This is a genomic window from Acidovorax sp. SDU_ACID1 (assembly GCF_045291395.1).
Lineage (GTDB): Bacteria > Pseudomonadota > Gammaproteobacteria > Burkholderiales > Burkholderiaceae_C > MR-S7.
The window spans coordinates 4,066,248-4,091,225 of sequence record NZ_CP152342.1 but is presented as its reverse complement, the minus strand read 5'-3'; the positions used below and the strand labels follow the sequence as shown (position 1 = coordinate 4,091,225).

At 70.3% G+C, this 24,978-nt stretch carries 20 protein-coding genes and 2 pseudogenes; 16 read left to right on the top strand and 6 right to left on the bottom strand.

Going from position 1 to position 24,978, the window contains the following annotated elements; all coding sequences use genetic code 11:
• Nucleotides 1–66 precede the first annotated feature (66 nt).
• From AAG689_RS20045 to AAG689_RS20035, 3 genes are all read left to right on the top strand, one after another.
• Nucleotides 67–1,005, top strand: coding sequence for a LysR family transcriptional regulator (locus AAG689_RS20045; protein ID WP_406623467.1), 939 nt, complete (start codon nucleotides 67–69; stop codon nucleotides 1,003–1,005).
• 49 nt (nucleotides 1,006–1,054) lie between these two features.
• Nucleotides 1,055–1,570 (top strand): DUF3016 domain-containing protein, encoded by a 516-nt coding sequence (locus AAG689_RS20040; RefSeq protein ID WP_406623466.1) that lies wholly within the window; start codon nucleotides 1,055–1,057, stop codon nucleotides 1,568–1,570.
• Between the two features lie 86 nt (nucleotides 1,571–1,656).
• Entirely contained in the window at nucleotides 1,657–2,208 is a 552-nt protein-coding gene (locus AAG689_RS20035) for a DUF3016 domain-containing protein (protein ID WP_406626377.1), read from the top strand.
• Between the two features lie 9 nt (nucleotides 2,209–2,217).
• On the opposite strand, the gene AAG689_RS20030 is transcribed toward AAG689_RS20035, so the two are convergent.
• The 3 genes from AAG689_RS20030 to AAG689_RS20020 all read right to left on the bottom strand — a co-directional run bounded on the left by AAG689_RS20030 (nucleotide 2,218) and on the right by AAG689_RS20020 (nucleotide 6,305).
• Complete coding sequence (locus tag AAG689_RS20030; RefSeq protein ID WP_406623465.1) at nucleotides 2,218–4,584, bottom strand: TonB-dependent siderophore receptor; 2,367 nt, start codon at nucleotides 4,582–4,584, stop codon at nucleotides 2,218–2,220.
• Between the two features lie 165 nt (nucleotides 4,585–4,749).
• Nucleotides 4,750–5,757, bottom strand: coding sequence for a FecR family protein (locus AAG689_RS20025; RefSeq protein WP_406623464.1), 1,008 nt, complete (start codon nucleotides 5,755–5,757; stop codon nucleotides 4,750–4,752).
• Nucleotides 5,754–6,305, bottom strand: coding sequence for a sigma-70 family RNA polymerase sigma factor (locus AAG689_RS20020; RefSeq protein WP_406623463.1), 552 nt, complete (start codon nucleotides 6,303–6,305; stop codon nucleotides 5,754–5,756). The genes AAG689_RS20025 and AAG689_RS20020 overlap by 4 nt, the downstream gene beginning before the upstream one ends.
• Before the next feature lie 123 nt (nucleotides 6,306–6,428).
• Between AAG689_RS20020 and AAG689_RS20015 the strand changes: the two genes are divergently transcribed.
• Entirely contained in the window at nucleotides 6,429–6,884 is a 456-nt protein-coding gene (locus AAG689_RS20015) for a DUF2214 family protein (protein ID WP_406623462.1), read from the top strand.
• Between the two features lie 47 nt (nucleotides 6,885–6,931).
• On the opposite strand, the gene AAG689_RS20010 is transcribed toward AAG689_RS20015, so the two are convergent.
• Nucleotides 6,932–7,261, bottom strand: a complete 330-nt coding sequence (locus AAG689_RS20010; protein WP_406623461.1) for a PsiF family protein — start codon at nucleotides 7,259–7,261, stop codon at nucleotides 6,932–6,934.
• A 104-nt stretch (nucleotides 7,262–7,365) separates the two neighbouring features.
• Between AAG689_RS20010 and argS the strand changes: the two are divergent.
• The 9 genes and pseudogenes from argS (at nucleotide 7,366) to AAG689_RS19965 (ending at nucleotide 18,760) form a co-directional block, all read left to right on the top strand.
• A pseudogene (argS, locus tag AAG689_RS20005) lies at nucleotides 7,366–9,068 on the top strand (arginine--tRNA ligase).
• Nucleotides 9,069–9,080: 12 nt separating this feature from the next.
• Nucleotides 9,081–9,740: an SPOR domain-containing protein gene (locus AAG689_RS20000; RefSeq protein WP_406623460.1), complete on the top strand. Its 660-nt coding sequence runs from the start codon at nucleotides 9,081–9,083 to the stop codon at nucleotides 9,738–9,740.
• Nucleotides 9,741–9,797: 57 nt separating this feature from the next.
• Nucleotides 9,798–10,454: a thiol:disulfide interchange protein DsbA/DsbL gene (locus tag AAG689_RS19995; protein WP_406623459.1), complete on the top strand. Its 657-nt coding sequence runs from the start codon at nucleotides 9,798–9,800 to the stop codon at nucleotides 10,452–10,454.
• A 101-nt stretch (nucleotides 10,455–10,555) separates the two neighbouring features.
• Nucleotides 10,556–11,200, top strand: coding sequence for a lipopolysaccharide transport periplasmic protein LptA (gene lptA, locus AAG689_RS19990; RefSeq protein WP_020227885.1), 645 nt, complete (start codon nucleotides 10,556–10,558; stop codon nucleotides 11,198–11,200).
• Complete coding sequence (gene lptB / locus AAG689_RS19985) at nucleotides 11,200–11,994, top strand: LPS export ABC transporter ATP-binding protein (RefSeq protein ID WP_406623458.1); 795 nt, start codon at nucleotides 11,200–11,202, stop codon at nucleotides 11,992–11,994. Before lptA ends, lptB begins: the two co-directional genes overlap by 1 nt.
• On the top strand, nucleotides 11,994–13,538 hold the full coding sequence (locus AAG689_RS19980) for an RNA polymerase factor sigma-54 (RefSeq protein ID WP_406623457.1): 1,545 nt from the start codon (nucleotides 11,994–11,996) through the stop codon (nucleotides 13,536–13,538). The genes lptB and AAG689_RS19980 overlap by 1 nt, the downstream gene beginning before the upstream one ends.
• 15 nt (nucleotides 13,539–13,553) lie before the next feature.
• A complete protein-coding gene (locus AAG689_RS19975) occupies nucleotides 13,554–13,997 on the top strand; it encodes an acyl-CoA thioesterase (protein WP_406623456.1) in 444 nt (147 codons plus the stop codon).
• A 285-nt stretch (nucleotides 13,998–14,282) separates the two neighbouring features.
• Nucleotides 14,283–18,233, top strand: coding sequence for a M36 family metallopeptidase (locus tag AAG689_RS19970; protein ID WP_406623455.1), 3,951 nt, complete (start codon nucleotides 14,283–14,285; stop codon nucleotides 18,231–18,233).
• Complete coding sequence (locus AAG689_RS19965) at nucleotides 18,227–18,760, top strand: IPTL-CTERM sorting domain-containing protein (RefSeq protein ID WP_406623454.1); 534 nt, start codon at nucleotides 18,227–18,229, stop codon at nucleotides 18,758–18,760. Before AAG689_RS19970 ends, AAG689_RS19965 begins: the two co-directional genes overlap by 7 nt.
• A 45-nt stretch (nucleotides 18,761–18,805) precedes the next feature.
• On the opposite strand, the gene AAG689_RS19960 is transcribed toward AAG689_RS19965, so the two are convergent.
• Nucleotides 18,806–20,629: a methyl-accepting chemotaxis protein gene (locus tag AAG689_RS19960; protein WP_406623453.1), complete on the bottom strand. Its 1,824-nt coding sequence runs from the start codon at nucleotides 20,627–20,629 to the stop codon at nucleotides 18,806–18,808.
• A 71-nt stretch (nucleotides 20,630–20,700) separates the two neighbouring features.
• Between AAG689_RS19960 and AAG689_RS19955 the strand changes: the two genes are divergently transcribed.
• Nucleotides 20,701–21,945 carry a class I SAM-dependent RNA methyltransferase gene (locus AAG689_RS19955; protein ID WP_406623452.1) on the top strand — a complete coding sequence of 415 codons (1,245 nt, stop codon included), beginning with the start codon at nucleotides 20,701–20,703 and terminating at the stop codon, nucleotides 21,943–21,945.
• Nucleotides 21,942–22,430, top strand: a complete 489-nt coding sequence (locus AAG689_RS19950; protein WP_406623451.1) for a putative toxin-antitoxin system toxin component, PIN family — start codon at nucleotides 21,942–21,944, stop codon at nucleotides 22,428–22,430. The genes AAG689_RS19955 and AAG689_RS19950 overlap by 4 nt, the downstream gene beginning before the upstream one ends.
• Here AAG689_RS19950 and AAG689_RS19945 read toward each other — a convergent pair.
• A pseudogene (locus AAG689_RS19945) lies at nucleotides 22,411–23,374 on the bottom strand (carbon-nitrogen hydrolase family protein). The gene AAG689_RS19950 and the pseudogene AAG689_RS19945 sit on opposite strands and share 20 nt — an antisense overlap.
• Nucleotides 23,375–23,470: 96 nt before the next feature.
• Here AAG689_RS19945 and AAG689_RS19940 point away from each other — a divergent pair.
• The gene (locus AAG689_RS19940; protein ID WP_406623450.1) at nucleotides 23,471–24,772 is read left to right on the top strand and encodes a UDP-N-acetylglucosamine 1-carboxyvinyltransferase; all 1,302 of its coding nucleotides are present in this window, start codon (nucleotides 23,471–23,473) and stop codon (nucleotides 24,770–24,772) included.
• Nucleotides 24,773–24,978: the final 206 nt, after the last annotated feature.

Genomic DNA, 24,978 nt, shown 5'->3' with positions numbered 1-24,978 from the left:
CAAAATTGATAGCTGCCAGCGCTTGATGGGCAAGCGCTGGAGGCCGGTTTGGCTTGAAACTCACCCATGGACAAACTCAAAGCCTTCGAGTCCTTCGTCTCCGTGGCCACCAAGGGCAGCCTGACCGCTGCCGCCAAGGCCGAAGGTGTGGCGCCCGCCATCATGGGCCGGCGGCTGGATGCGCTGGAGGAGCACCTGGGCGTGAAGCTGCTCGTGCGCACCACGCGGCGCATCAGCCTCACGCACGAGGGCAGTGCCTTCCTGGAGGATTGCCAGCGCCTGCTGGCCGACGTGGCGAACGCCGAGGCCAGCGTCTCCGCCGGCGGCGTGAAGGCCACGGGGCACCTGCGCATCACCGCGCCTGCGGGCTTCGGGCGGCGCCACGTCGCGCCGCTGGTGCCGCGCTTCCGCGACCTGCACCCGGACGTGACCATCTCGCTCAACCTGAGCGACCGCGTGGTGGACATGGCTGGCGAGGGCTACGACTGCGCCGTGCGTGTGGGTGACCTGCCCGACTCCTCGCTGGTCAGCGTGCGCATGGCCGACAACCGGCGCCTGTGCGTCGCCACCCCGCAGTACCTGGAACGCCGGGGCACGCCCCTGCACCCGGGCGAGCTGAGCCAGCACGACTGCCTGACGCTTTCCAGCGATGCCTCGCAGACGCGCGGCTGGGCCTTTCGCGTGCCCGTGGCGGGCGGCGGCGGCGCCTCCGAGGTCGTGCATTTCAAGCCCGGCGGGCCGCTGGACTGCTCGGACGGCCAAGTGCTGCACGACTGGTGCATGGGCGGCTGGGGCATCGCCTGGCGCAGCACCTGGGAGGTGGAGACCGAGGTCGCGGCCGGCCGGCTCGTGGCCGTGCTCGAAGACTTCGCCGCGCCGCCCAACGGCATCTACGTGGTCTTCCCGCAGCGCAAGCACCTGCCGCTGCGCGTGCGGCTGTGGATCGAATACCTGCGGCACCATTACGCGCAGCCGGAGTTCTGGTCGCGGCCGGCGGACCATTGAAGAAAGACAGAGAAGGGAACCCATGCACATCCCAACGCTTGCCCGATGGATGGCTTCTGCCGTTTTCGCGCTGGTGGCAGGCTGCGCGCAGCAGCCGGGCCAGCCGCAGCCCCCTGCCGAGACGGACGCGGGCATCGTCAGCGTGACCTATGCCGACCCCTCCCGCTTCACGGACGCGCTCGCACACGCGCGGCCGGAAACCAACGTGCAGCGGCGCGAGTGGATCACCCTGCTGTGCGAGCACCTCGCGGAGCGGGCCGCACCGTTGATGGCCCCGGGCGAGCGGCTCGAAGTCCAGATCCTGGATGTGCGGCGTGCGGGGTATTTCGATGCCAAGCCGCAAGCGGGGTCGACGCCCGTGCGCATCGTCAGCGAAGGCTCTCCGCCACGCATCGAGCTGGAATTCAAGCGCGTCGGGAGCGATGGCGAGATCGTCCAAATAGGCCGGCGGACATTGGACCAGGCCGGCTTCATGCAGCATGCGCAACGCTACCCTGGCGACTCGCTACGTTACGAAAGGGCCCTGCTCGATGGCTGGGTGGCCCAGGAATTCGGCACCCGCTGACATCTGGGCCAGCGTAACTGCCCGACCATCTCCCTTTTGGGAAAAAGAAAGGCTCCTTCATGCACCGCCCCGCAGCGCCATCGTTCATGGCCACCACCCCCTGGCGCACGGGCCGCTGCCTGCTGGCCGCCGCGGCCGTGGCGCTTGCCGCGGGCTGCGCCCAGCAGGCGCGCCAGCAGCCCGGGCCGCCGCCTGCGGGCATCGTCAGCGTCGTCCATGGCGATCCGGCCGGGTTCGGCGAGGCCCGCAACGCGCCGCCCGAAAGCGCCAAGGCCCGCCGTGCCTGGCTGGATGCGCTGTGCCTGCATCTGTCCGAACGGGCCGCCGCCGCGCTGCCCCGGGGGCAGCGCCTGGAGGTCAATATCACCGACGTGCAGCGCGCCGGCGGCTTCGAGCCCTGGCGCGGCCCGCAGGCGGCCAACGTGCGCATCGTGCGCGACATCTATCCGCCGCGCATCGACCTCTCGTTCAAGCTGCTGGACGAGGGCGGCGCCGTGCTGCGCCAGGGCAGCCGCCAGCTGCGCGACAGCGCCTTCCTGATGCGGCCCGACATGTATCCCAACGACCCGCTACGCCACGAGAAGGTGCTGCTGGACGACTGGGTGCGCAAGGAGTTCGGCGGCGCTGGCGCGCGGTAGGCACGCCCGCTACCAGCGGTAGCGCGCCGTCAGGGTGAAGTTGCGCTCGTCCCCGTAGTAGCAGACGCTGGAGCAGGCGGCGACATAGGTCTTGTCCGCCAGGTTCTTGAGGTTCAAGGCGAACTGCCACCGGTCCCACTGGTAGCGCACGGCGGCGTCGTAGACGGTGAAGGACGGCACGGCCATGCGGCTCACCTCCTGCTCGCCCACGCGCCGCACGCCCAGGCCCAGGCTGAGGCCGGGAGCGGCCGGCAACTGGTAGTCCACCCAGAGCGACGCGGTGGTGCGCGGCACCGAGGCGGGGCGGGCGCCCACGTCGCCCGCGTTGCTGGCGGTGATCTTGGCATCGGTCACGGCCAGCGCGGCGACGAGGCTCCAGTGCCGGCCGATTTCGGCGCGGCCTTCGACCTCCACGCCGCGCGAGCGCACCTCGCCCGTCTGCACCAGATACCCCGCGTGGTCGGGATCGCTGGTCAGCACGTTGCGCTGCTTGATCTCATAGGCGGCGACCGTGACCGATGCGTCCATGCCCTGCGGTTCGTACTTCACACCGATTTCATGCTGCGTTCCGGTCGTGGGCTGGAGGCGGTTGAGGTGGAAGTCCGTGCCCGCCGTCGGCTGGAAGGAGCGGCTGTAGCTGTAGTAGGGCGCGATGCCGTTGCCCGCCAGGTACATCAGGCCCAGCCGCGGCGTGAAGGCGTGGGCCTTGTCGGCCGGCGTGCCAGCGCCCTCGTCGTAGCGGGTGGCGTCGTAGCGGCCGCCGATCACGGCGATCCAGCGCCCGTCGAACTTGATCTGGTCCTGCGCGTACAAGCCCAACTGCCGGGAGCGGTCTTCGCCGCTGCGGGCGGTGCCGGAGATGGGTGCGCCATAGGCCGGCGAGAACAGGTCGAGCGGCGACACGGTGCCGAAACGCTGGGTGCGCTCGAAGTGGCTCTGCCTCCAGTCCAGCCCGAACAGGAGGGTGTGTTCGAAGCGGCCGTGCCGCACCTTGCCGTGCAGCTGGTTGTCGAGGCTGGCGCCCTTGTCGCCGTCGGTGCGCAAGACGGCGTAGCGCTGGGCCAGCCGGGGCGTCGCCGCGGCGACGCGGGGGTATACGGCGACGTAGTCCGAGTCGATGTCGTAGTCGTAGGCCAGCAGGTTCTGGCGGAATTTCCAGGCTCCGTTGAAGGCGTGCTCCAGCTGGTAGCCCAGGCGGGTGCCCTGGCTGTCGTGCCGGTTGGTGCCCGGCTCTCCGACGAACAGGTGGCGCGAAATCCTGCCGGCGGGGTTCGGCAGCAGGGTGCCGTCCAGGGGCTTGCCCGGATCGAACGCGGCATGGGCCGTGTCGTACGCGCCCAGCAGGGTCAGCAGCGTGGCGTCGGTCAGTTGCCAGTCCAGCGCAGCGGACAGCGACGTCCTGTCGTTGGGGTTCTGCCGGATCATGCTCTCGCTGTCGCGCTGCAGGCCCGTCAGGCGGTAGCGGATGCGGCCGTCCTCCGTCACGGGACCGCCGAGGTCCACGGCGACCTGCTTGCGGCTCCAGCTGCCGGCCTGTACTTCCACCTCCCGCAGGGGCGCGGCCGTCGGGCGCTTGCTCACCAGATTGATGATGCCGCCGGGCGTGCCCTGGCCGTACATGATCGAGGCCGGGCCCTTGAGCAGCTCGATGCGCTCGAAGTGGTACGGCTCCAGGGAGCCGCTGAGGGAGTTGGCGGGGAATTTGCTCCCGTCGAGGTACAGCGCCTCGGTGCCCGTCGTGTTGAAGCCGCGCACGGAGATCCGCGTGCCCGCGCTCCGCGTTCCGCCGCCCTCGAACTTGGAGACGCCGGCCGTGTATTCCAGCGCCTGGTCCAGGGAGTCCGCCGCCTGGGCCTGGATCTGCTCGCGCGGCACCACGCTGATCGACTGCGCGGTTTCGAACAGCCGCGTGTCGGTCTTGGTGGCCGTGGCGCTGCGCGTGGCGACGAAGCCGCCCACGGGGCCGTACGCCGTCTCATGGATCGCTGCGCCCGTAACCGTCACCGTGGGCAGCGCGGCCGCAGTGGATACCTGCGCGCTGGCGGTGCCTGCCGTGGCGGCCGCAGCACGCCGCAGCGCCCAGTTGCCGTTGTCCGTGCGCACCAGTTCCAGCCCGCTGCCCGCCAGCGCGGCGCGGGCGGCCTGCTCGGCCGTGTAGCGGCCCTGCACGGCCGGGGCGGTGCGGCCGCGCACCAAGGCGGCGTCGATGCTGATCTGCTGGCCGCTGTCGGCGGCGATGCGGGCGAGCGTGCTGCCCAGCGGCTGGGCGGGCAGGTCGTAGCTGCGGGGCGCTTGCGCATGCGCGGCGATGGCGCAGGCGAGCAGGGCGGCCGCGGCCAGGGCGCGCGGCGGGCAAAGGGGTGGCGTGGATGGCATGGCAGTCCTCGGAAGGCGGGTGCGTGACGAAGGGGTTCCGAGGCTTGTCGCGCGAGCGCGCAAAAGTGTTCATCTTTTTGCGCGCCTGCGGTGGCGGCGTTGCATGAAAGCTATGTTATGTATAGCTGCTCGCGCTTGCTGGTAAAGCGCTAGAGGCCATTTGGGCTATGAGTCTGCGGCGTGCTCACTCGATCGTGACCAGCCACCCTTGCCGGAAGACCCGCACCTCGATGGGCAGCGTTTCGGCCAGCGCGGCGAGGGCGCGGTCGGTGTCGTCGAGGTCGTAGCTGCCGTAGACGCGCAGCGCGGCGGCCCGGGGGCGATGCGGACGAAGCCGGTGCGGTAGGCGCGCAGGGCGTCGATCACCTCGCCCAGCGGCAGGTCGTGCGCTTCCAGCAGGCCGCGCCGCCAAGCGGAGGCGGTCTGGGGCGCCAGGGTACCGGGCACCACGCCCTGCGGGCCGAAGCGCGCGCCCTGGCCCTCGGCCAGTTCCAGGCGCTGGCCGCCGACGGCGGTGACTTCGCTGCGGTGTTCCAGCATGCCCACGTAGCTGTCGGCCTCGTGCAGGCGCACGATGAAGCGCGTGCCCAGTGCGCGCACCTGCCCGTGGGTCGTGCGCACGACGAAGGGCGCGCCGCCGTGCCGGCCGGCGGGTGCGGCTTCGGCGAGCAAGGCGCCCTGGCGCAGCGTGACGGTGCGGCGGCCGGGGCCGAAGTCGAGGTCGGCGGCCGAGCGCGCGTCGAGCGTGACGGTGCTGCCGTCGGGCAGCGCGAAGCCGCGCCGCTCGCCGGTGCCGGTGCGCAGGTCGGCGGCCCACTGGGCGAGCGGGGCGTGCCGCTCGGCCAGCAACAGCGCCGCCCCGGCGGCCACGCCGCCCAGGCCCAGCGTGCCGAGCAGCAGGCGGCGGCGCTGGCGCAGGCCGGCCTCGGCGCGGGCCAGCGCGTTGCCCAGGGCGCCGGGAGTGCCTGGCGTGCGTGCGGCGGCGGCGCGGGCGCCGTGCAGCGCATTGTCCAGCGGGCCGGCCAGCCGCTCCCAGGCGCTGCGGTGGCCGGGCTGGGCGGCCAGCCAGGCATCGAACCCGGCGCGGTCGGCGGCGGTCACGGCGCCGGAGTGGAGCACCACCAGCCAGCCGATGGCGGCTTCGGTGGCCTCGTCGAGCGGGGCGCCGCTCACGTGCGACGCGCCGGGGCGGCCACGCCGGCCTCCTGCTGCGCCAGCGCCATGGCGATGCGGCGGAAGCCCTCGGCCATGTGGCGGCGCACGGTGCTGTGCGAGATGCCGAGCTGCCCTGCGATCGCGTGGTAGCCCAGCCCGTGGATCTGGCTGAGCACGAAGGCCTGCCGCGCCTTGAGCGGCAGGCCGTCCAGCGCCTGGGCGATGTAGTCCAGCGTTTCCAGCAGCACGGCCCGGTCCTCGGGCGAGGGCGCGAACTCCTCGGGGTGCAGCGCCAGCGTCTCCAGGTAGGCCTGCTCCAGCGCGCGGCGGCGCCACAGCGTGAACAGCAGGCGCTTGGCGATGGTGGTGAGGAAGGCGCGCGGCTCCTGCACCGCGCCCAGGTGCCGCGAGGCCAGCACGCGCAGGAAGGTCTCGGAGGCCACGTCCTGCGCATCGGCCGTGCAGCGCAGCCGCGCCTGCAGCCGCGCGACCAGCCAGCCGTGGTGGCTGGCAAAGAGCTGCCGGGCGTGCAGCATGGGCGGCGCGGAGGGCGATGGAGCGGTCATGGGAGCGCCATTGTAGAGATTCAAATAGGAATTGTTCTCAACATCGGCATGCGCTGGCGCCGTAGCGGGCGCTGGCATAGGATGCGCGGCATCGCACGCTCCCTTCATGCCGAAGACCGCCCCATGACCACCGAAGCCCTGCTGGCCTACGCCCACATCCTGGCCATCCTCATGACCGCCACCTTCCTGGCCAGCGAGGCCGCGCTGTGCCGCCAGGAATGGATGAGCGCCGCCGTGGTCGAGCGGCTGGCGCGCGTGGACCTGCTCTACGGCATCTCCGCGCTGGCGCTGCTGGCCACGGGCCTGGCGCGCACGTGGTGGGGCATGAAAGGCGCGGGGTGGTACTGGTCGCAGCCGCTGCTGCACGCCAAGGTCACGCTGTTCGTGGTGATCGGGCTCATGTCCATCGGCCCCACGGTGCGCTTCCTGCGCTGGCGCCGCCAGCTGCGCGCCACGGGGGCGCTGCCGCCGGAGCACGAGGTGCGCGCCACGCGCCGGCTGGTGATGATCGAGGCGCACCTGCTCGCCGTGATCCCCCTGCTGGCCGTCTTCCTGGCCCGGGGCGTGGGGACGCGCTGACAAAAAGCCCCGCACTAGCGGGGCTGGTGTGCCGGACGGGCCGCGTGTCAGGCGGCGGGCTGGGCGCTCAGGCATTCCTTCATGAAGGCCTTGCGCTCATCGCCCTTGAGGGTCTTGGCCTTGGGGTCGGCGTTGCAGGCCTTCATCTTGTCCTGCTGCTTGGCTTGCTTGTTGGCCGAGAGGCACTCCTTCATGAAGGCCTTGCGCTCGTCGCCCTTGAGGTTCTTCTCCCCGGCCTCGGCATTGCAGGTCTTCATCTTGTTTTGCTGGGCCGTGGGCGCCTTCTTGGCGGCCGCGTCTCCCTCGGCGGCCTGTACGGCGAACGAGGAGGCGAAGGCGAGGCTGGCGGCGGCCAGCAGGGGAAGCAGTTTCTTCATGGAGTGCTCCTGCAAGAGTGGATGATGAGAGCCCCGAGGGGCTGTCCAGCATAACGCCGGGGCCGCGGTTTTGGATGACGGGCCGCCCCGTAGAATCCCGCCCCATGCTCTCCGTCAAACAGGAATTGCTCGCGGCGCTGGCCGGCGAGCTGGAAAAATTGTCGCCCGGCGCGGGCGCACGTGCCGCTTTCGAGAACCCCAAGGTGGCCGCGCACGGCGACTTCGCGTGCACCGCGGCCATGCAGCTGGCCAAGCCGCTGCAGCAGAACCCCCGTGCCCTCGGCGAGCAGCTCAAGGCCGCGCTGGAAGCCACGCCCGCCTTCGGCCAATGGGTGCAGGCCATCGAGATCGCCGGCCCGGGCTTCCTGAACATTCGGCTCAAGCCCGCCGCCAAGCAGCAGATCGTGCGCGAGGTGCTGGCGCAGGGCGCACGCTTCGGCTTCCAGGGCGACCGAGGCGAGAAGGTGCTGGTCGAATTCGTCTCGGCCAACCCCACAGGCCCGCTGCACGTGGGCCACGGCCGCCAGGCCGCGATCGGCGACGCCATCAGCAACCTCTACGCCACCCAGGGCTGGCGCGTGCACCGCGAGTTCTATTACAACGACGCGGGCGTGCAGATCGACACGCTCACCAAGAGCACGCAGCTGCGCGCCAAGGGCTTCAAGCCCGGCGACGCCTGCTGGCCCACCGATGCGGACAACCCGCTGGCCAAGAACTTCTACAACGGCGACTACATCGCCGACATCGCCCAGGCCTTCCTGAACAAGGAAACGGTGAAGGCCGACGACCGCGAGTTCTCGGCCAACGGCGACGTGGAGGACTACGACAACATCCGCCAGTTCGCCGTGGCCTACCTGCGCAACGAGCAGGACAAGGACCTGCAGGCGTTCAACCTGAAGTTCGACCAGTACTACCTGGAGTCCAGCCTCTACGCCAACGGCCACGTGGACGCCACCGTGCAGCGCCTGGTCGCCAACGGCAAGACCTACCAGCAGGACGGCGCGCTGTGGCTCAAGTCCACCGACTACGGCGACGACAAGGACCGCGTCATGCGCAAGCAGGACGGCACCTATACCTATTTCGTGCCCGACGTGGCCTACCACATCCAGAAGTTCCAGCGCGGCTTCGCCAAGGTGGTCAACATCCAGGAACGGACCACCACGGCACCATCGCGCGCGTGCGCGCCGGGCTGCAGGCGGCCCAAGTTGGCATTCCCCAGGGCTATCCCGACTACGTGCTGCACACCATGGTGCGCGTGGTGCGCAACGGCGAGGAGGTGAAGATCAGCAAGCGCGCGGGCAGCTACGTCACGCTGCGCGACCTGATCGAGTGGACCAGCAAGGACGCGGTGCGCTTCTTCCTGCTCTCGCGCAAGCCCGACACCGAATACACCTTCGACGTCGACCTGGCGGTGGCGCAGAACAACGACAACCCGGTCTACTACGTGCAGTACGCCCACGCGCGCATCTGCTCGGTGCTGCGCGGCTGGCGCGAGTCCTACGACGTGGCCGAACTGCGGGACGTGGACCTGGCCGCGCTCGACGGCCCCCAGGCCCAGGCTCTCATGCTGCTGCTGGCCAAGTACCCCGAGATGCTCACGGCGGCCGCGCAGGGCAACGCGCCGCACGACGTGACCTTCTACCTGCGCGACCTGGCGGCCGCGTACCACAGCTACTACGACGCCGAGCGCATCCTGGTGGATGACGAGCGCGTCAAGCGCGCGCGCCTGGCCCTGGTCGCCGCCACCGCGCAGGTATTGCACAATGGCCTGGCGGTGCTGGGCGTGTCGGCGCCAGCCAGAATGTAAGTGATCACTGATATGAAGAAGCAGCAACGCGGCGGCACCATCGTGGGGTTCATCCTGGGGATGATCGTCGGGCTCGGTGCCGCGCTGGCGGTGGCCGTCTACGTGACCAAGGTGCCCGTGCCGTTCCTCAACAAGAACGCCCCGCGCGCCCCCGAGCAGGACGCGGCCGAGGCCCAGCGCAACAAGAACTGGGACCCGAACGCGCCGCTGTACGGCAAGAACCCGGCGCGGCCCGCCGCCCCGGCCTCCGCGCCCCAGGCGCCCGCCAGTAGCATGGCCGCCGCTCCCGCGCCGGCGCCCGCAGTGACTGCGACGCCCGCGGCACCCACCGCCGCGGCCAGCCGGCCGGCGCAGTCGGCTGATCCGCTGGGTGACCTAGCCCGCGCGAAGGCCGCGGCCGCACCGCCGCCGCCCGCGCCCACCACGGGCGCCGATCCGTTCGACTACTTCATCCAGGCGGGGGCCTTCCGCACCCAGCAGGATGCCGACGCGCAGCGCGCCAAGCTGGCCATGCTCGGCTGGGAGGCGCGCGTGAGCGAGCGCGAACAGAACGGCCGCACGGTCTTTCGCGTGCGCGTGGGGCCTTTCGCCAAACGCGACGACGCCGAATCCCTGAAGGAAAAGCTCGACGGCGCGGGCGTGGATTCCGCCCTCGTGCGGGTGCAGCGCTGAAACTTTTCGTCATGGGCTGGTTCACACAGCCTTCCTTCCATCGGAGTGACCTATCAAATGAAACGCCGCGAGTTCTCCCTGTCCACCGCAACGACGGCCGCCGCCGCTGCCTTGAGCCTGCCGATGGCTGCGCCCGCTTTCGCGCAGGCCCGCCAGTTCAAGGAGGGCAAGGACTACGCCAAGCTCGGCAAGCCCGTGGCATCGGAAGCACCCGTCGGCAAGGTCGAGGTGATCGAGTTCTTCTGGTACAGCTGCGGGCACTGCAACGCCTTCGAGCCCACGCTGGAGGCCTGGATCAAGTCCGCGCCCAAGGAGCTGCACATCCGCCGCGTGCCCGTGGCGTTCAATTCCAGCTTCGTGCCCCAGCAGAAGCTCTACTACACGCTCGAAGGGATGGGCAAGCTGCCCGAACTGCACGCCAAGGTGTTCCGCGCCGTGCACGTGGAGCGGCTGCCTCTGAACAAGGACGACCTGATCTTCGACTGGATCGGCAAGCAAGGCGTGGACGTGGCGAAGTTCAAGGAGGTCTACAACTCCTTCACCGTCTCCAACCAGGTGCGCAAGGCCTCGCAGTTGCAGGACGCCTACCAGGTCGAGGGCGTGCCCTCCATGGGCGTGGCGGGCCGCTACTACACCGACGGCACCATGGCCGGCAACATGCAGAGCGTGCTGCAGGTGGTGGAATACTTGGCGTCGCAGGCGCGCAAGGGTTGACTGCCCGTTTCCGCTACACGAGCGCGCCCCCGGGGCGCGCTTTGTCTTTTTAGAAGCTGGGGCGCATGCGTCAGTACAATGGACCGCAAGATTCGTGCCCTATGAGAAAACGACTGCTCCCGCTCCTCCTGCTCTGCGCGCTGGCCTGTGCCTCGTGGGGCGCCCGTGCCGAGAAGGCCGACCGCAACAAGCCCATGAACATCGAGGCCGACGCGCTGCGCCACGATGAGCTCAAGCAGACCAGCGTGTTCTCCGGCCGCGTGGTCATGACCAAGGGCACCATCGTGCTGCGCGGCGCGCAGCTCGAAGTGCGCCAGGACGCCGACGGCTTCCAGTACGGCGTGGTGACGGCGGAGCAGGGCAAGCGCGCCTTCTTCCGCCAGAAGCGCGACACCGCGCCCGGCGCGCCCGACGAATTCGTCGAGGGCGAGGGCGAGCTCATCGAATACGACGGCCGCGCCGACAAGGTGCGGCTCATCCGCCGCGCCGAGCTGCGCCGCTACCGCGAGGCCACGCTGACCGACGAGCTGGCCGGCGCGCTCATCGTCTACAACAACCTCACGGACGTCTTCACCGTGGACGGCCAGAAGACCGCGCCGGCCGGCACCAGCGCGGGCACGCCCGGCGGGCGCATCCGCGCCGTGCTCTCGCCCAAGGAACCCGCCTCCGGCGCGCAGCCCGCGCCGGCACCCGCCGACGCGCCCGCGCTGCGTTCCAGCCCCGAACTGGGCGGCGGCGCGAAGTGATGGCCGCGCACGAGGCACAGGCGCCCGCGGCGCACGCCACGGATGCCGGAAACGGCAGCCGCCTGGAAGCCTGGCACCTGCAGAAGTCCTACGGCAGCCGCAAGGTGGTCAAGGACGTGTCGGTGGCGGTGCAAAAGGGCGAGGTGGTGGGCCTGCTCGGCCCCAACGGCGCGGGCAAGACCACGTCGTTCTACATGATCGTGGGCCTGGTGCGCAGCGACGGCGGCAGCATCCGCATCGACGGCCAGGACGTCACCCACATGCCCATCCACCGGCGCTCGCGCCTGGGGCTGTCCTACCTGCCGCAGGAGGCCTCGATCTTCCGCAAGCTCAACGTCGAAGAGAACGTGCGGGCCGTGCTGGAGCTGCAGAAGGACGAGGCCGGCCGCTCCCTGGCGCGCGCCGAGATCGAGCGCCGCCTCACCGCGCTGCTCGAAGAACTGCGCGTGCAGCACCTGCGCGAATCGCCCGCGCTGGCGCTGTCGGGCGGCGAGCGCAGGCGCGTGGAAATCGCCCGGGCGCTGGCCACGCAGCCGCGCTTCATCCTGCTGGACGAGCCCTTCGCGGGCATCGACCCCATCGCCGTGATCGAGATCCAGCGCATCATCGGCTTCCTCAAGGAGCGCGGCATCGGCGTGCTCATCACCGACCACAACGTGCGCGAGACCCTGGGCATCTGCGACCACGCCTTCATCATCAGCGACGGCCAGGTGCTCGCGCAGGGCACGCCGTCCGAAATTGTCGATAACGCTGAAGTGCGCCGCGTCTATCTCGGCGAACACTTCAGGATGTGATGAAACCCAGCCTGTCGCTGCGTGTCTCGCAGCATCTGGCGCTCACGCCGCAGTTGCAGCAGTCGATCCGGCTGCTGCAGCTCTCCACGCTGGAGCTGGCGCAGGAAGTCGAGCAGATGCTCGGCGACAACCCCTTCCTGGAGGTGGCGCAGGATGAGGCGCCGCGCGAGGAGTTCGGCATCGCCCAGGCCGATGCGCCCGCCAGTGCCGACGAAGATGCTTCTTATTCAGGAGCTGCCAGCGCTGAGCCAGCAAGCGCTGAAGCCCCAAATGAACCTGAACCCTCCCCGGACTGGGAGGGCGACGGCACCGTCGAGATGGCCCCCGACGACGGCGAGTGGGGCGGCGATGCCCCCGCGCGCACCGGATCTTCCAGCGGCGATGGCGACGAGGTGGACGCCACGGAGCTCGCCCGCAGCCACGAATCGCTCACCGACCATCTGCACCGCCAGGCGCTCTCGCTGCGTCTGTCGGAGGTGGACTGCGCCGCGCTGCGCTTCCTCATCGAATCGCTGAACGACGACGGTTACCTCGACGAGCCGCTCGAATCCCTCGCGCAGAGCCTGGCCGGCACCGAAGACCCCGAGCAGGTGGACGAGCTGGTGCACCGCTTCACCGTCGCCCTGGGCCTGCTGCAAAGCCTGGAGCCCGCCGGCGTAGGCGCGCGCAACCTGGCCGAATGCCTGGCGCTGCAGCTGCGTGCGATGGACCAGGACGAGGAGGGCGACCCGGCCGTGATCCAGGCCGCGCTCGCCATCTGCCGCCAGCCGCTGGAGTTGCTGGCCAAGCGCGACGTGCGCCGCCTGGCCCAGGCCGCCGGCAGCAGCGAAGACGTGACGCGCGCCGCCATGGCGCTCATCGCGCGGCTGGAGCCGCGCCCCGGCCGGCGCTTCGCCGACGTGGACCGCAACATCATCGTGCCCGACGTCATCGTGCGCAAAACCGGGCGCGGCGCGCAGCAGCGCTTCAGCGTGCAGCTCAACCCCGACGTGATGCCCCGCCTGCGCGTGCACGACATCTACGCCGGAGCGCTGCGTGGCGGGCGCGGCAGCGAAGGCCACCAGGCGCTGCAGCAGCGCCTGCAGGAGGCGCGCTGGTTCATCAAGAACATCCAGCAGCGCTTCGACACCATCCTGCGCGTCTCCACCGCCATCGTCGAGCGGCAGAAGAACTTCTTCGTCCACGGCGAGCTGGCCATGCGCCCGCTGGTGCTGCGCGACATCGCCGACGAGCTGGGCCTGCACGAGTCCACCATCAGCCGGGTGACCACCGCCAAGTACATGGCCACGCCGCAGGGCACGTTCGAGCTGAAGTATTTCTTCGGCTCCGGCCTGGGCACCGAGACCGGCGGCAACGCCTCCAGCACGGCCGTGCGCGCGCTCATCAAGCAGTTCGTGGCCGCCGAGAACCCGCACAAGCCCCTGTCGGACAGCCAGATCGCCGACATGCTCAAGGAACAGGGTATCGAGTGCGCACGCCGCACCGTGGCCAAGTACCGCGAGGCGCTCAAGATCGCGCCCGCCAACCTGCGCAAGGCGCTCTAGAAAACACCCCTCTCCATGGCCCGCGTCGTCTTCGACCTTCCCGCCCATTTCGGCTTCGCCACCGAGCTGCAGGTCTACATCAGCCACGTCAACCAGGGCGGGCACCTGGACAACGCGCAGCTGCTCAGCCTCGTTTCCGAGGCGCGCGTGCGCTTTTTCCGCTCCCTGGGCTACCCGGAGGCCGATGTGGCGGGCCTTGCCACCGTGGTGGGCGACATGGTCGCCCAATACAAGTCCGAGGCCTTCCACGGCGAGACGCTGCGCGTGGAGATGGCGCCGCAAGACTTCAACCGCTACGGCTTCGACCTCGTCTTCCGCATGACGGAGAAGACCCAGTGCCGCGAGATCGCGCGCGGCAAGACCGGCATCGTGTTCATCGACCGCGCGGCCCGCAAGCCCGCGCCCATCCCTGAATCGGTGCGGCAGTTGCTGCTTCAGCGCGTCGCGTCGGCATCCTGAACATGCGGGCGGCGGCAGACCGCAAATTACCCAATTTCAGGGATGTTGCGAAAAGTCACATTCCGTTAACATTGTTTGGCCGCGTGGGCTTGGTTTGAGTGTTTTTGGGCTTTAGCCCTTGCCTGGCAAGCGCAGGCAGCTATCAAACCCATAGTTCAAACGCCATGCACTCACCTATCTGGGGCTCCTGGGGCCGCGCACTGCTGTGCGCCGCTGTCCTGACACTGCCGCTTGCCCACGCCCGCGAGCTTGCGCCCATCGACGCCCTGGGAGAGGCCCCCCGCAGTGCAGCGCAAGGCCGCCCAGGCCTTGCCCGTCCAGGTGCAGAGCCTCTCGCGCGAGGAACGGCTGGGCGTGCCCACCTTCGTGCAATTGAGGCCTTCCCTGGCCAAGTCGCGCCCCGCGAACGCCGATCCCGCCAGCGCCGCGCGCGGCGAATTGAAAGCCCTGGCCGGCCTGTACGGCATCACCGAGCAAGAGGCCGACGCCGCCGTGCTGCACCACGTGCAAGCCCTGCCCGGTGGCGCGCGCCTGGTGCGCCTGACCAGCCGGCGCGATGGCATCGAGGTTTTCCGCGAGCAGGCCACCGTGCTGCTGGACGCCGAGGGGCAGGTCACGGCCATCGGTGGCTACCTGGGCAGCACCGCCCTGGCGCCCCAGCCCAAGGCGGCGCTCGCGCAGCCCCTCACCGCCCCCGGCGCCCTGGCCCGCGCCTTGCAGGACTGGGGCTTTGCCGCCGTGGAGCACCTGCTCCAGCCCAGCGGCGCACCCCAGGGGGCCTACCAGTGGTGGGTGCTGCCCGGCGGGACCAGTGGCGAGGACGGTGCCACGCTCCTGTCCGCCCGCACCAAACCCGTGTGGTTCCGCCTCCCCCAGGGGCTGGTGGCCGCCACCTACGTGGAAGTGCGCGTGCTGCAGGAGGGGCAGGAACATGCCTACGCCTACGTGGTGGCCAGCAGCGACGCCCGCCTGCTGCTGCGCCACGACCAGACGGCGCACGCCGACTTCAGCTACCGCGTGCCCGCCGACGCGACGCCGCCCTACACGCCCTGGCCCGGCCCCCAGGGCCGCAACGGAACGCCCCACCCCGCCGGCACGCCCAACGGCTACGCCGCCCCCATGGCGTCGCCCAACCTGTTGACGCTGCAAAACGCGCCGTTCTCCCGCAACGATCCCTGGCTACCTAGCGGTGCCACGCAAACCCAGGGCAACAACGTGCATGCCTATGCCGACCTGGCCGCGCCCGATGGCTTCAACGTAGGCGGCGACCGCATCGCCAGCATTTCCGCGCCCGGCGTTTTCGACTACGTCTACGACCCGGACCAGGGGCCGCAGGCGAACCCGGGCCAGATCGACGCCTCGGTGGTCAACCTGTTCTACGCCACCAACTGGCTGCACGACTGGTTCTACGACGCGGGCTTCGACGAAGCCGCGGGCAACGCCCAGGCCGACAACTTCGGCCGGGGCGGGCAGGACGGCGATGCCATGCGCGCCGAGGCGCTGGACTACAGCGGCACCAACAACGCCAACATGTCCACCCCGGCGGACGGCGCGCCGCCGCGCATGCAGATGTACCGCTTCCTCAACCGGGGGGGCGTGCAGGCCAGTGCCGCCGGCGTGACTTTCACCCAGCCTCCCGCCGGTGCGCAATTCGGGCCGCTCGCGTTCGACCTCACGGCCGATGTGGCCGTGGCAGCCCCGGCCGACGGCTGCACGCCCTTGACCAACGCCTCCAGCCTCACCAACAAGATCGCCCTCATAGACCGTGGCAACTGCGAGTTCTCCGTCAAGGTGCTGAACGCGCAGCAGGCGGGTGCGGCGGGCGTCGTCATCGTGAACAACCTGGCGAGCGCGCCGACGGCGATGGGCCCTGGCGCGTCCGGCGCCAGCGTGGCCATTGCGGCCATCATGGTCGCGCAGGCTGACCGCGCCGCGCTGGCCGTCGGCGGCGTCACGTTGCGCATGCAGGGCAGTGGCGCCGAGCGCAGCAGCGCGCTGGACAACACCGTCATCGCCCACGAGTGGGGCCACTTCATCAGCAACCGCCTGATCGGCGACGCCAGCGGCCTGACCACCAACCACGCCAGAGGCCTGGGCGAAGGCTGGGGCGACTTCCACGCGCTGCTGATGATGGCCGCACCGCAGGACATCAACATACCCAGTAACGCCAACTGGTCGGGCACCTACGCCATGGCAGGGCATGCCATGACCAACGGCGCCGGAACGGACGCCGCCGACGTAGCCTATTACGGCATGCGCCGCTACCCCTATTCGGCCGACATGACGAAGAACCCGCTCACGCTGCGCCACATCACCGATGGCCAGGCGCTGCCCGGCGGTGCGCCGCGCAACCCCAGCGCGGGCGGCCTCAACGCCGAGGTGCACAACATGGGCGAGGTCTGGGCCAGCATGCTGTGGGAGTGCTACGTGAGCCTGCTCCGTGCGCATCCCTTCCAGGAAGCGCAAGACCGCATGAAGCAGTACCTGGTGGCAGGCTACAAGCTCACCCCCGTCAACCCCACGCTGACCGAGGCGCGCGACGCACTGCTGGCCGCCGCACTGGCCATGGATCCGGCTGACCATGCCCGCTTCTCCGCCGCCTTTGCCAAGCGTGGCGCGGGGTCGCTGGCGCAGGTGCCTGACCGCTACTCCACCACCAACGCGGGCGTGTTGGAGAACTACGGAACCGTAGGCGTGCTCGAAATCACCGACCTGCAACTGTCGCTGGCCGCGTCGGGTGCGGTGATGTGCGATGCCGATACCGTGCTCGACAGCGGCGAAACCGGTGTGGTGCAAATCACGCTGCGCAACCGGGGCTTTGAATTCACCAACCCTGGCACGGTGACGCTATCGGCCGACGACCCTGCCTTGTCGTTCCCCGATGGCCCCGTGGCCGTACCCGGCGTGACTTCGGGCGCGTCCGTCACCGTGACCGCGCGCGTGCTGCTCTCCGGCATGACGGCACCCGGCGCGGCGCGCATCACCGCCCAACTGGCCTACGGCAGCCAACCCACCACGCCCGACGACCGCACGCTGGACGTGCCCCTGCACCGCGACGAATGGGCCCACCGCGCCGCCACCGATGACGCCGAGGCCGTGGCCAGCGCCATGGAGTTCGGCAGCACGGACCCGGCCTTCGCCAGCGCCTGGGGCGCCAAGGGCAGCATCGGCAGCCGCTTCTATGCGGGCGCCACACCCGCCGCCACTGGCTCGCACTGGATGCGCACGCCGCCGCTGCAGGCGGGGGCGGGCAACCTCGTGGTGTCGTTCAAGCACCGCTACCGCTTCGAGAAGGACGGCACCACGAACTACGACGGCGGCCAACTGATGATCTCGACCGATAACGGCGCCACCTGGACCAACGCGCCCAGCGCGGCCGCTGGCTATACCGGCGCCATCAACGGCGCCAGTGGCAACCCGGCCGAGGGCCAGCAGGCCTACGTGGGCCAAAGCCCAGGCTGGCCCGCCTTGGCCACCGCCACCGTCAACCTGGGCACCGCCTACGCCGGGCAAACCGTGCGCCTGGCCTGGGTGGTGCACACCGACCCGGCCGCCACCACCGAAGGCTGGGAGGTGGACGACATCGCCATCACCGGCATCACCAACTACCCCTTTGCGCGCGTGGTGCCCGATGCGCAAGCCTGTGCGCCGGGCCTGGCCGCGACCGACGGCACGCCGCAGTCGGCCACCGTGGGCACGGTCTTCCCCTGGCCGCTCAAGATGACCTTGCGCGGCGCCAATGGCGTGGTGCAGGCGGGGCAGACGGTGACCTTCGCCGTGCCGCCATCGGGCGCATCGGCGGCGCTGTCCGCCACGTCCGTGGTGACCGACGCCAGCGGCGAAGCCTTCGTCACCGCCACCGCCAATGGCACCGCAGGCTCCTACACCGTCACGGCCACGTCGGGCGCCTACACCGCCAGCTTCGCGCTGGCCAACACCGCCGCGCCGGGGGTGGGGAGCTTCATCGCCGTCAGCGGCACGCCGCAATCGGCCACCGTGGGCACGGTCTTCGCACAGGCGCTGCGCGTGCGCCTGCGGGACGAGCACAACGCACCCCTGGTGGGCGCCGCCATCGGCTTCGCGGCACCGCTCTCGGGCGCATCGGCCACGCTGTCCGCCGCCTCCGCGGTGACGGACGGCAACGGCGAAGCCGCCATCACCGCTACCGCCAACGCCACGGCGGGCAGCTACCAGGTCGTCGCCAGCCACGCGGGGGCACGGTGCCCTTTGTGCTGACCAATGACGCCCTGCCGCCGCTGCTCATCAGTGGCCCCGTGCCGGGCGGCACGGCGACGGTCAGCGTGCAGTCCGCCGCCGTGCCGCTCACGGCCTCGGCGCAGTTTGCGCAAACGATGTTCGCCAACGACCCGGCGAGCGCGAGCCTGCCGTCCATGCCGGGCTACACCTTCCCCTTCGGCATCGTGGGCTTCAGGCTGGAGAACGTGGGCCTGGGGAACGCCGTCACCCTGCGCATCCAGTACCCCGGCAACGTGCCCGCCAGCGCCGAGTACTGGAAGCACGGCCCGCAGGGCTGGCACCAGATCCCGATGGCGCGGATCAACGCCACCACCATCGAGATCACGCTGACCGACGGCGGCGTGGGCGACACCGACGCTGCGCAGGACGGCACCATCACCGACCCCGGCGGCTTGGCCGTGCTGGCCGCGCCGGGCGGAGCGGCGGCCATCCCGGCGCTGTCGCCCTTCGCGCTGGCGCTGCTGGCGGCGGGGCTAGGGCTGCTGGGCTGGCGCCGCCGCAGTTAGAGGAAAAATAGGCTCCAGCGCTTGCCCATCAAGCGCTGGGAGCTATCAATGAAGGAGTCTTTGCGCCGCGGCGCCCTGCGGCAGCTTGAAGCCCGCGACCACCTCGGCCAGGTCGTGGGCCTGCTGCTGCAGCGATTGCGCGGCGGCGGTGGCTTGCTCCACCAGCGCGGCGTTCTGCTGGGTGCCCTGGTCCATCTGGGCGACGGCGCCGCCGATCTCGGTGATGCCGTTGCTCTGCTCGCGGCTGGCGTTGCTGATCTCGGCCACGATGGCCGTGACGCGGCGGATGCTCTCCACCACCTCCTGCATGGTGGTGCCCGCGTCCTGCACCAGGCGGCTGCCCGCGCCGACCTGCTGCACCGAGTCGTCGATCAGCGCCTTGATCTCCTTGGCCGCCGTGGCGCTGCGCTGCGCCAGGGTGCGCACCTCGCCGGCCACCACGGCGAAGCCCCGGCCCTGTTCGCCCGCGCGCGCGGCTTCCACGGCCGCGTTCAGGGCCAGGATGTTGGTCTGGAACGCAATGCCGTCGATCACCTGGATGATGTCCACGATCTTGCGCGAGGCCGCGTCGATGCCGCCCATGGTCTGCACCACCTGCTGCACGACGCCCCCGCCGTGGCCGGCCACCTGCGAGGCGCTGGCGGCGAGCTGGTTGGCCTGCGCGGCGTTCTCGGCGTTCTGCTGCACGGTGGCGGTGAGCTGCTCCATGGCGGCGGCGGTCTGCTCCAGCGAGCTGGCCTGCTGCTCGGTGCGGGCCGACAGGTCCTGGTTGCCGCTGGCGATCTCGCTGGAGGCCAGGCGCACGGATTCGGACGATTCGCGGATGCGCAGCAGCACGGCGGCGATCTTGTCGGCGAAGCGGTTGAAGGCGCTGGCGATCTGCGTGAGCTCGTCGCGGCCCGTGGCGTCCATGCGGCGCGTCAGGTCGCCCTCGCCGGAGGCGATGTCCTCCAGCGCATCGCGCACCACCACCAGGCGGCGCAGCTGGCGGCTGACGAACACCGTCACCAGCGCCCCTGCGGCCAGCACGCACAGCGCGGCGATGGCGGCGGCCGTGCGCATCAGCACGCTCAGGGCGGCGGTGGCCTCGGCCTTGTCGGCCGCGACGGTCAGGACCCACGGCGTACCTTCGACCTTGGCGGCATAGACCATCTGCACGGCGCCGTCGATCTCCACCTCGGCATGGCCGCCTTGCGCGGCCAGGCGGGCGACCAGCGCGGCGTCGAAGCCGGGTGCCAGGTCGGTCACGGGCTTGAGCGCCAGCTCAGGCCGCGCGTGCGCGAGGATGGTGGCGTTCGTGCCGTCGAGCAGCACGGCGAAGCTCTTGTCCGTGGGGTGGATGCTGTTGACCTTCTGGATCACCGACTCCAGCAGCATGTCGGCCCCGACCACGGCGGCGACCTGCCCGCCCTGGAGCACCGGCTCGACGAAGCTCACCGTGAGCTTGCCCGTGGCCGAGTCGGGATAGACCGGCGTGATGGCCGGCCCGCCCGCCGCCACGGCCTGCTTGTACCAGGCGCGCGTCGTGCCGTCGTAGCCCGGCGGGCGCGGCGTGGTGAAGACGTTGCGTTTGTCGGCCAGCACGAAGAAGGCCTCGTCCAGACCGGCCTGCTGGGCTGCCTGCAGGAAGGGCAGGGGCTCGGCCTGCGGCACCGCCAGCTTGAGGGAGCTGGTCAGGCGCTGCTTGTCGCGGGCCCATTGCGCCAGCTCCTGCGCATACAGGCGCGTGAAGCGGCCCATGCGGTCGTCCAGCGTCGAGAGGGTGTCGCTGCGCACGGCCAGGAAAGTCACGGCCGACAGGGCGACGAGGGAGAGCGTGGCAATGGCGATGCAGGCGCCGATCAGCCGTGCGCGCAGGGTGTGGAACATGGGAGGAGCTTTGGGAAATGGAGCATGGATTGTGATCCAGAGGCCCGGCCCGCTTATCCTTGGCGCATCTTATGAATTCCCTGCAACTGTTTTTGCCCTGCGCCGCCGGCGTCGAGGGCTTCCTGGCCGACGAGGTGCACGCCCTCACGGGCCTGACCGGGCACGACCTGCTGGTCGGGCGCGGCGGCGTGCTGCTCCAGGCCTCGTGGCGCGATGCGCTGCGGCTCAACCTGCACAGCCGCCTCGCGCAGCGCGTGCTGGTGCAGCTCGCCCAGCGGCCCTACCGGGGCGAGAACGACCTCTACGCCCTCGCGGGCGACGTGGCCTGGGAGATCTGGTTCACCGCACGCCAGAGCTTCAAGGTGGAGGTGACGGCCCAGCACAGCCCGCTCAAGAGCCTGAACTTCGCCGCGCTGCGCGTGAAGGACGCCGTGGCCGACCGCTTCCGCGCCAAGGGCGGCAGCCGCCCCGACGTGGACACGCAGCGGCCCGACGTGCGCATCCACCTGCACCTGACCAGCGACCAGGCCACGCTCTACATCGACACCAGCGGCGAGCCCCTGTTCAAGCGCGGCTGGCGCGAGGACAAGGGCGACGCCCCGCTCAAGGAAACCCTGGCCGCCGCCATGATCGCCGCCACCGGCTGGCAGGCCGACGCGCCGCTCTACGACCCCTGCTGCGGCAGCGGCACCATCGCCATCGAGGCCGCGCAGATCGCCTGCCGTATCCCGCCGGGCGGCAAGCGCCGTTTCGCCTTCGAGCGGCTGTTGCCCTACCAGGCGCACATCTGGTCTGCTATCAAAGAAGAAGCTGCTGGCGCAATCCAGGCAAGCGCTACGCCCATTTTCGGCAGTGACGTGTCGCACCGCATGGTGGACTTCGCCCAGCGCAACGCCGAGCGCGCGGGGGTGGCCCACGCCGTGCAGCTGCGCGGCGGCGACGCGCTGCAGCGCATGCCGCCTTGCGAGCAGCCGGGCGTGATGCTGCTCAACCCGCCCTATGGCGAGCGCATCGCCGCCGCCGGCACGGCCGGGCGCAGCGCACGCGAGCGCATGGGCGTGGTGGAGCGTGCGGGCCGCGAAACCGCGCAGACCGAGGACGGCGTGGACTTCTTCGCCCAGCTCGCCACGCACTGGAAGAAGCACTATGCGGGCTGGCAGGCCTGGATGCTCACGCCCGACCTCAAGCTGCCCGGCAAGATGCGCCTGAAGGAATCGCGCCGCGTGCCGATGTGGAACGGTCCCATCGAGTGCCGCCTGTTCCGCTTCGACATGGTCAAGGGCGCGGTGCGCCAGCGCCCGGAAGGCGAAGCGTGACGCGCCCCGTGCTGCGCTGGAATGCGCAGGAGGCGGGCGACGCCCCGCGCACCGTGGTGCTCGACACCAACATCGTGCTCGACCTGTTCATCTTCGCCGACCCGCGGGTGGCCTCCATCCGCACGCTGCTCGCCGGGGGGCGGCTGCGCTGGATCGCCACGCAGGTCATGCGCGACGAGCTGGAGCGCGTGCTCGACTACACCCACCTGCAGCCGCGCATGCAGTTCTATGGCGTGACCGCGCAGGACGTGCTGGCCGCGTTCGACGCGGGCGCGCAGCGCGCGGACGTGGCCCCGCGCGCGCCCTGGGCCTGCAAGGACACCGATGACCAGAAGTTCATCGACCTGGCCGTGGCGCACCGCGCCATCCTCGTGTCCAAGGACAAGGCGGTGCTTTGCATGCGAAAACGGCTGCTCACGCAGGATACGCAAGCGGTGACAGCTATCGTTTTGGAAGCGGTTGCACTCACTCCGCAGGCGGTGTGACCACCGTGGTGGCGCCCGCCGCCGCGTACACCGCGCGCTGCGGCGCGGTGTTGACGGCGAGCTGGAACACGTCCGGCCGCGCGTAGTGGCCCACGGGGTCGAAGTCGAACTGGCCCTGCGCGATCTCGTCCAGGTCCAGCTCGGCGGTGAGCAGCGTGTCCTCGTCGTAGACCGGCCCGGCCAGCACCTTGCCCAGCGGACTCACGATGCAGCTGCCGCCGCGCATCAGCACCGTGTCGGGCGCCTCGGGCAGGCGGTTGTGCATCGCGTCCATGGGGAACTGCGCGCGGCGCAGGTGCTGGCAGGCCGACAGCACGAAGCAGCGCCCCCTCCATGGCGATGTGCTGCATGCTGCTGATCCAGGTGGCGCGGTCGTCGGCCGTGGGCGCGCAGTAGAGCGCCACGCGCTGCTGGTACATGGCCATGCGCATCGCGGGCATGTAGTTCTCCCAGCAGATCACCGCGCCCAGCTTGCCCCAGGGCGTGTCCACCGCCTGCAGCGTAGAGCCGTCGCCGTAGCCCCACATGATGCGCTCCAGCGCCGTGGGCATGAGCTTGCGGTGGTGGCCCAGCACCTGGCCTTGAGGCCCCAGGTAGACGGCGGTGCAGTACAGCGTGCCGCCGTCGCGCTCGATGATGCCCACGCACACATACAGCTGGTGCGCGGCCGCGGCCTGGGCGAGCTGCACGATCTCGGGGCCGTCCAGCGTGACGGCCGCGCTCCAGTATTTCTGGAACTCGCGCCGGCCCTCGGGCGTGCGCGCGCCCACGAAGATGTGGAAGTCCGCGCCCTTGGGGTAGCCGCCGATGAAGGCCTCGGGGAACACGATCACCTGCGCGCCGCGCCGGGCGGCCTCGGCCATCAGGCCCTCGGCGCGCGCCAGCGTGGCGGGGGTGTCGAACAGGACGGTGGCGGTCTGTGCCACGGCGGCGGTGAGCTTCATGCGCTTGTCTCCTTGTGTATCGGGAACGGCCATTGTGCCGGGGAGGGCAGCCGGTTGGCGCTACAGTGCCGGCCTGCCTTTTTCCGAATCCAGGCCATGTCCAACCTCATCGTCCACGGCGGCACGCCGCTGCGCGGCCGCATCACGCCGTCGGCCAACAAGAACGCGGTGCTGCCCATCCTCTGCGCCACGCTGCTCACGCGCGCGCCGCTGCGCCTCGTCGGCGTGCCCGACATCACCGATGTGCGCAAGATCCTCGACATCTTCCGCACCCTGGGCAGCCAGGTCCGCATGGACCACGCCAGCGGCGTGCTGGAGCTGCACCACCGGGACACGCACTTCGACGCCGCCACGCACCGCCTGCCCGAGGAGATGCGCTCGTCCATCATGCTGGTGCCGCCGCTGCTGGCGCGCTTCGGCGTGGCGCGGCTGGAGGACAACGTGAAGGGCTGCACGCTGGGCGTGCGCGAGATCGACCCGCACGTGGAGGTGCTGCGCCACTTCGGCGCGCAGGTGGAGCGCACGCAGGGCTCGCTGCTCGTGCGGCGCGGTGCGTCGCTCACGCCCGTGCACCACTGGCTGGACTACGCCTCGGTCACCACCACCGAGAACTTCGTGCTCTGCGCCGTGGCCGCGCCGGGCGCGTCCACGCTCACCAACGCGGCGTCGGAGCCGCACGTGCAGGAGTTCTGCCGCTTCATGCAGATGCTGGGCGCGCGCATCGAGGGCGTGGGCACCTCGCGGCTCACGGTGCACGGCGGGGCGGCGCTGGGCGGCGGCGAATTCCGCTTCGACGAGGACTTCCACGAGATCACCACCTTCCTCGCGCTGGGCGCCATCACCGGCGGCGACGTGCAGGTCAGGAACAGCGCGCCGGAGAACTTCCCGCTGATCGACCGCACCTTCGCCAAGTTCGGCGTGCGCGTGGAGCACGCGGACGGCTGGTCGCGCGCGCACGTGGACGGCCCGCTGGCCGTGCAGACGCCCTTCACCGCCAACGTGCTCACCAAGGTGGAGGCCGCCCCCTGGCCCTATTTCCCCGTGGACCTGCTGCCCATCTTCATCGCCCTGGGCGTGCGCGCGCAGGGCAACGCCATGTTCTGGAACAAGGTGTACGACGGCGCGCTGGGCTGGACGGGCGAGCTGTCGAAGTTCGGCGCGCACGTCTACCAGTCCGACCCGCACCGCATCGTCACCTTCGGCGGGGGGCAGCTCACGCCGGCCGTGGTGGAGAGCCCCTACATCATCCGCGTGGCCATCGCCCTGTTCATGGTGGCGGCCAGCATCGAGGGGCGCTCGGAGATCCGCAACGCCGTGCCCATCCGCCGCGCCCACCCGCACTTCGTGGAAAACCTGCGCAGCCTGGGCGCGCGCGTGGAGTGGACCAGCGACGAGTGAGGTTATTGCTGCGGTGCAGCAACGGTGCGCATTGTGGTTTATACTTATACCAAGGGTTAACCCTTAGATGTTAACCCTGTGTCATGCGGCGCTTGAGATGCGTGCCGCAGCACCGGATGAGCATCTCTGACAGGAGTCCACCATGCGCGAAGCCATCCTTTCCCTCATCGAGTTCATCCAGGAAGCCCGTGCGGCCCATCTGGAGA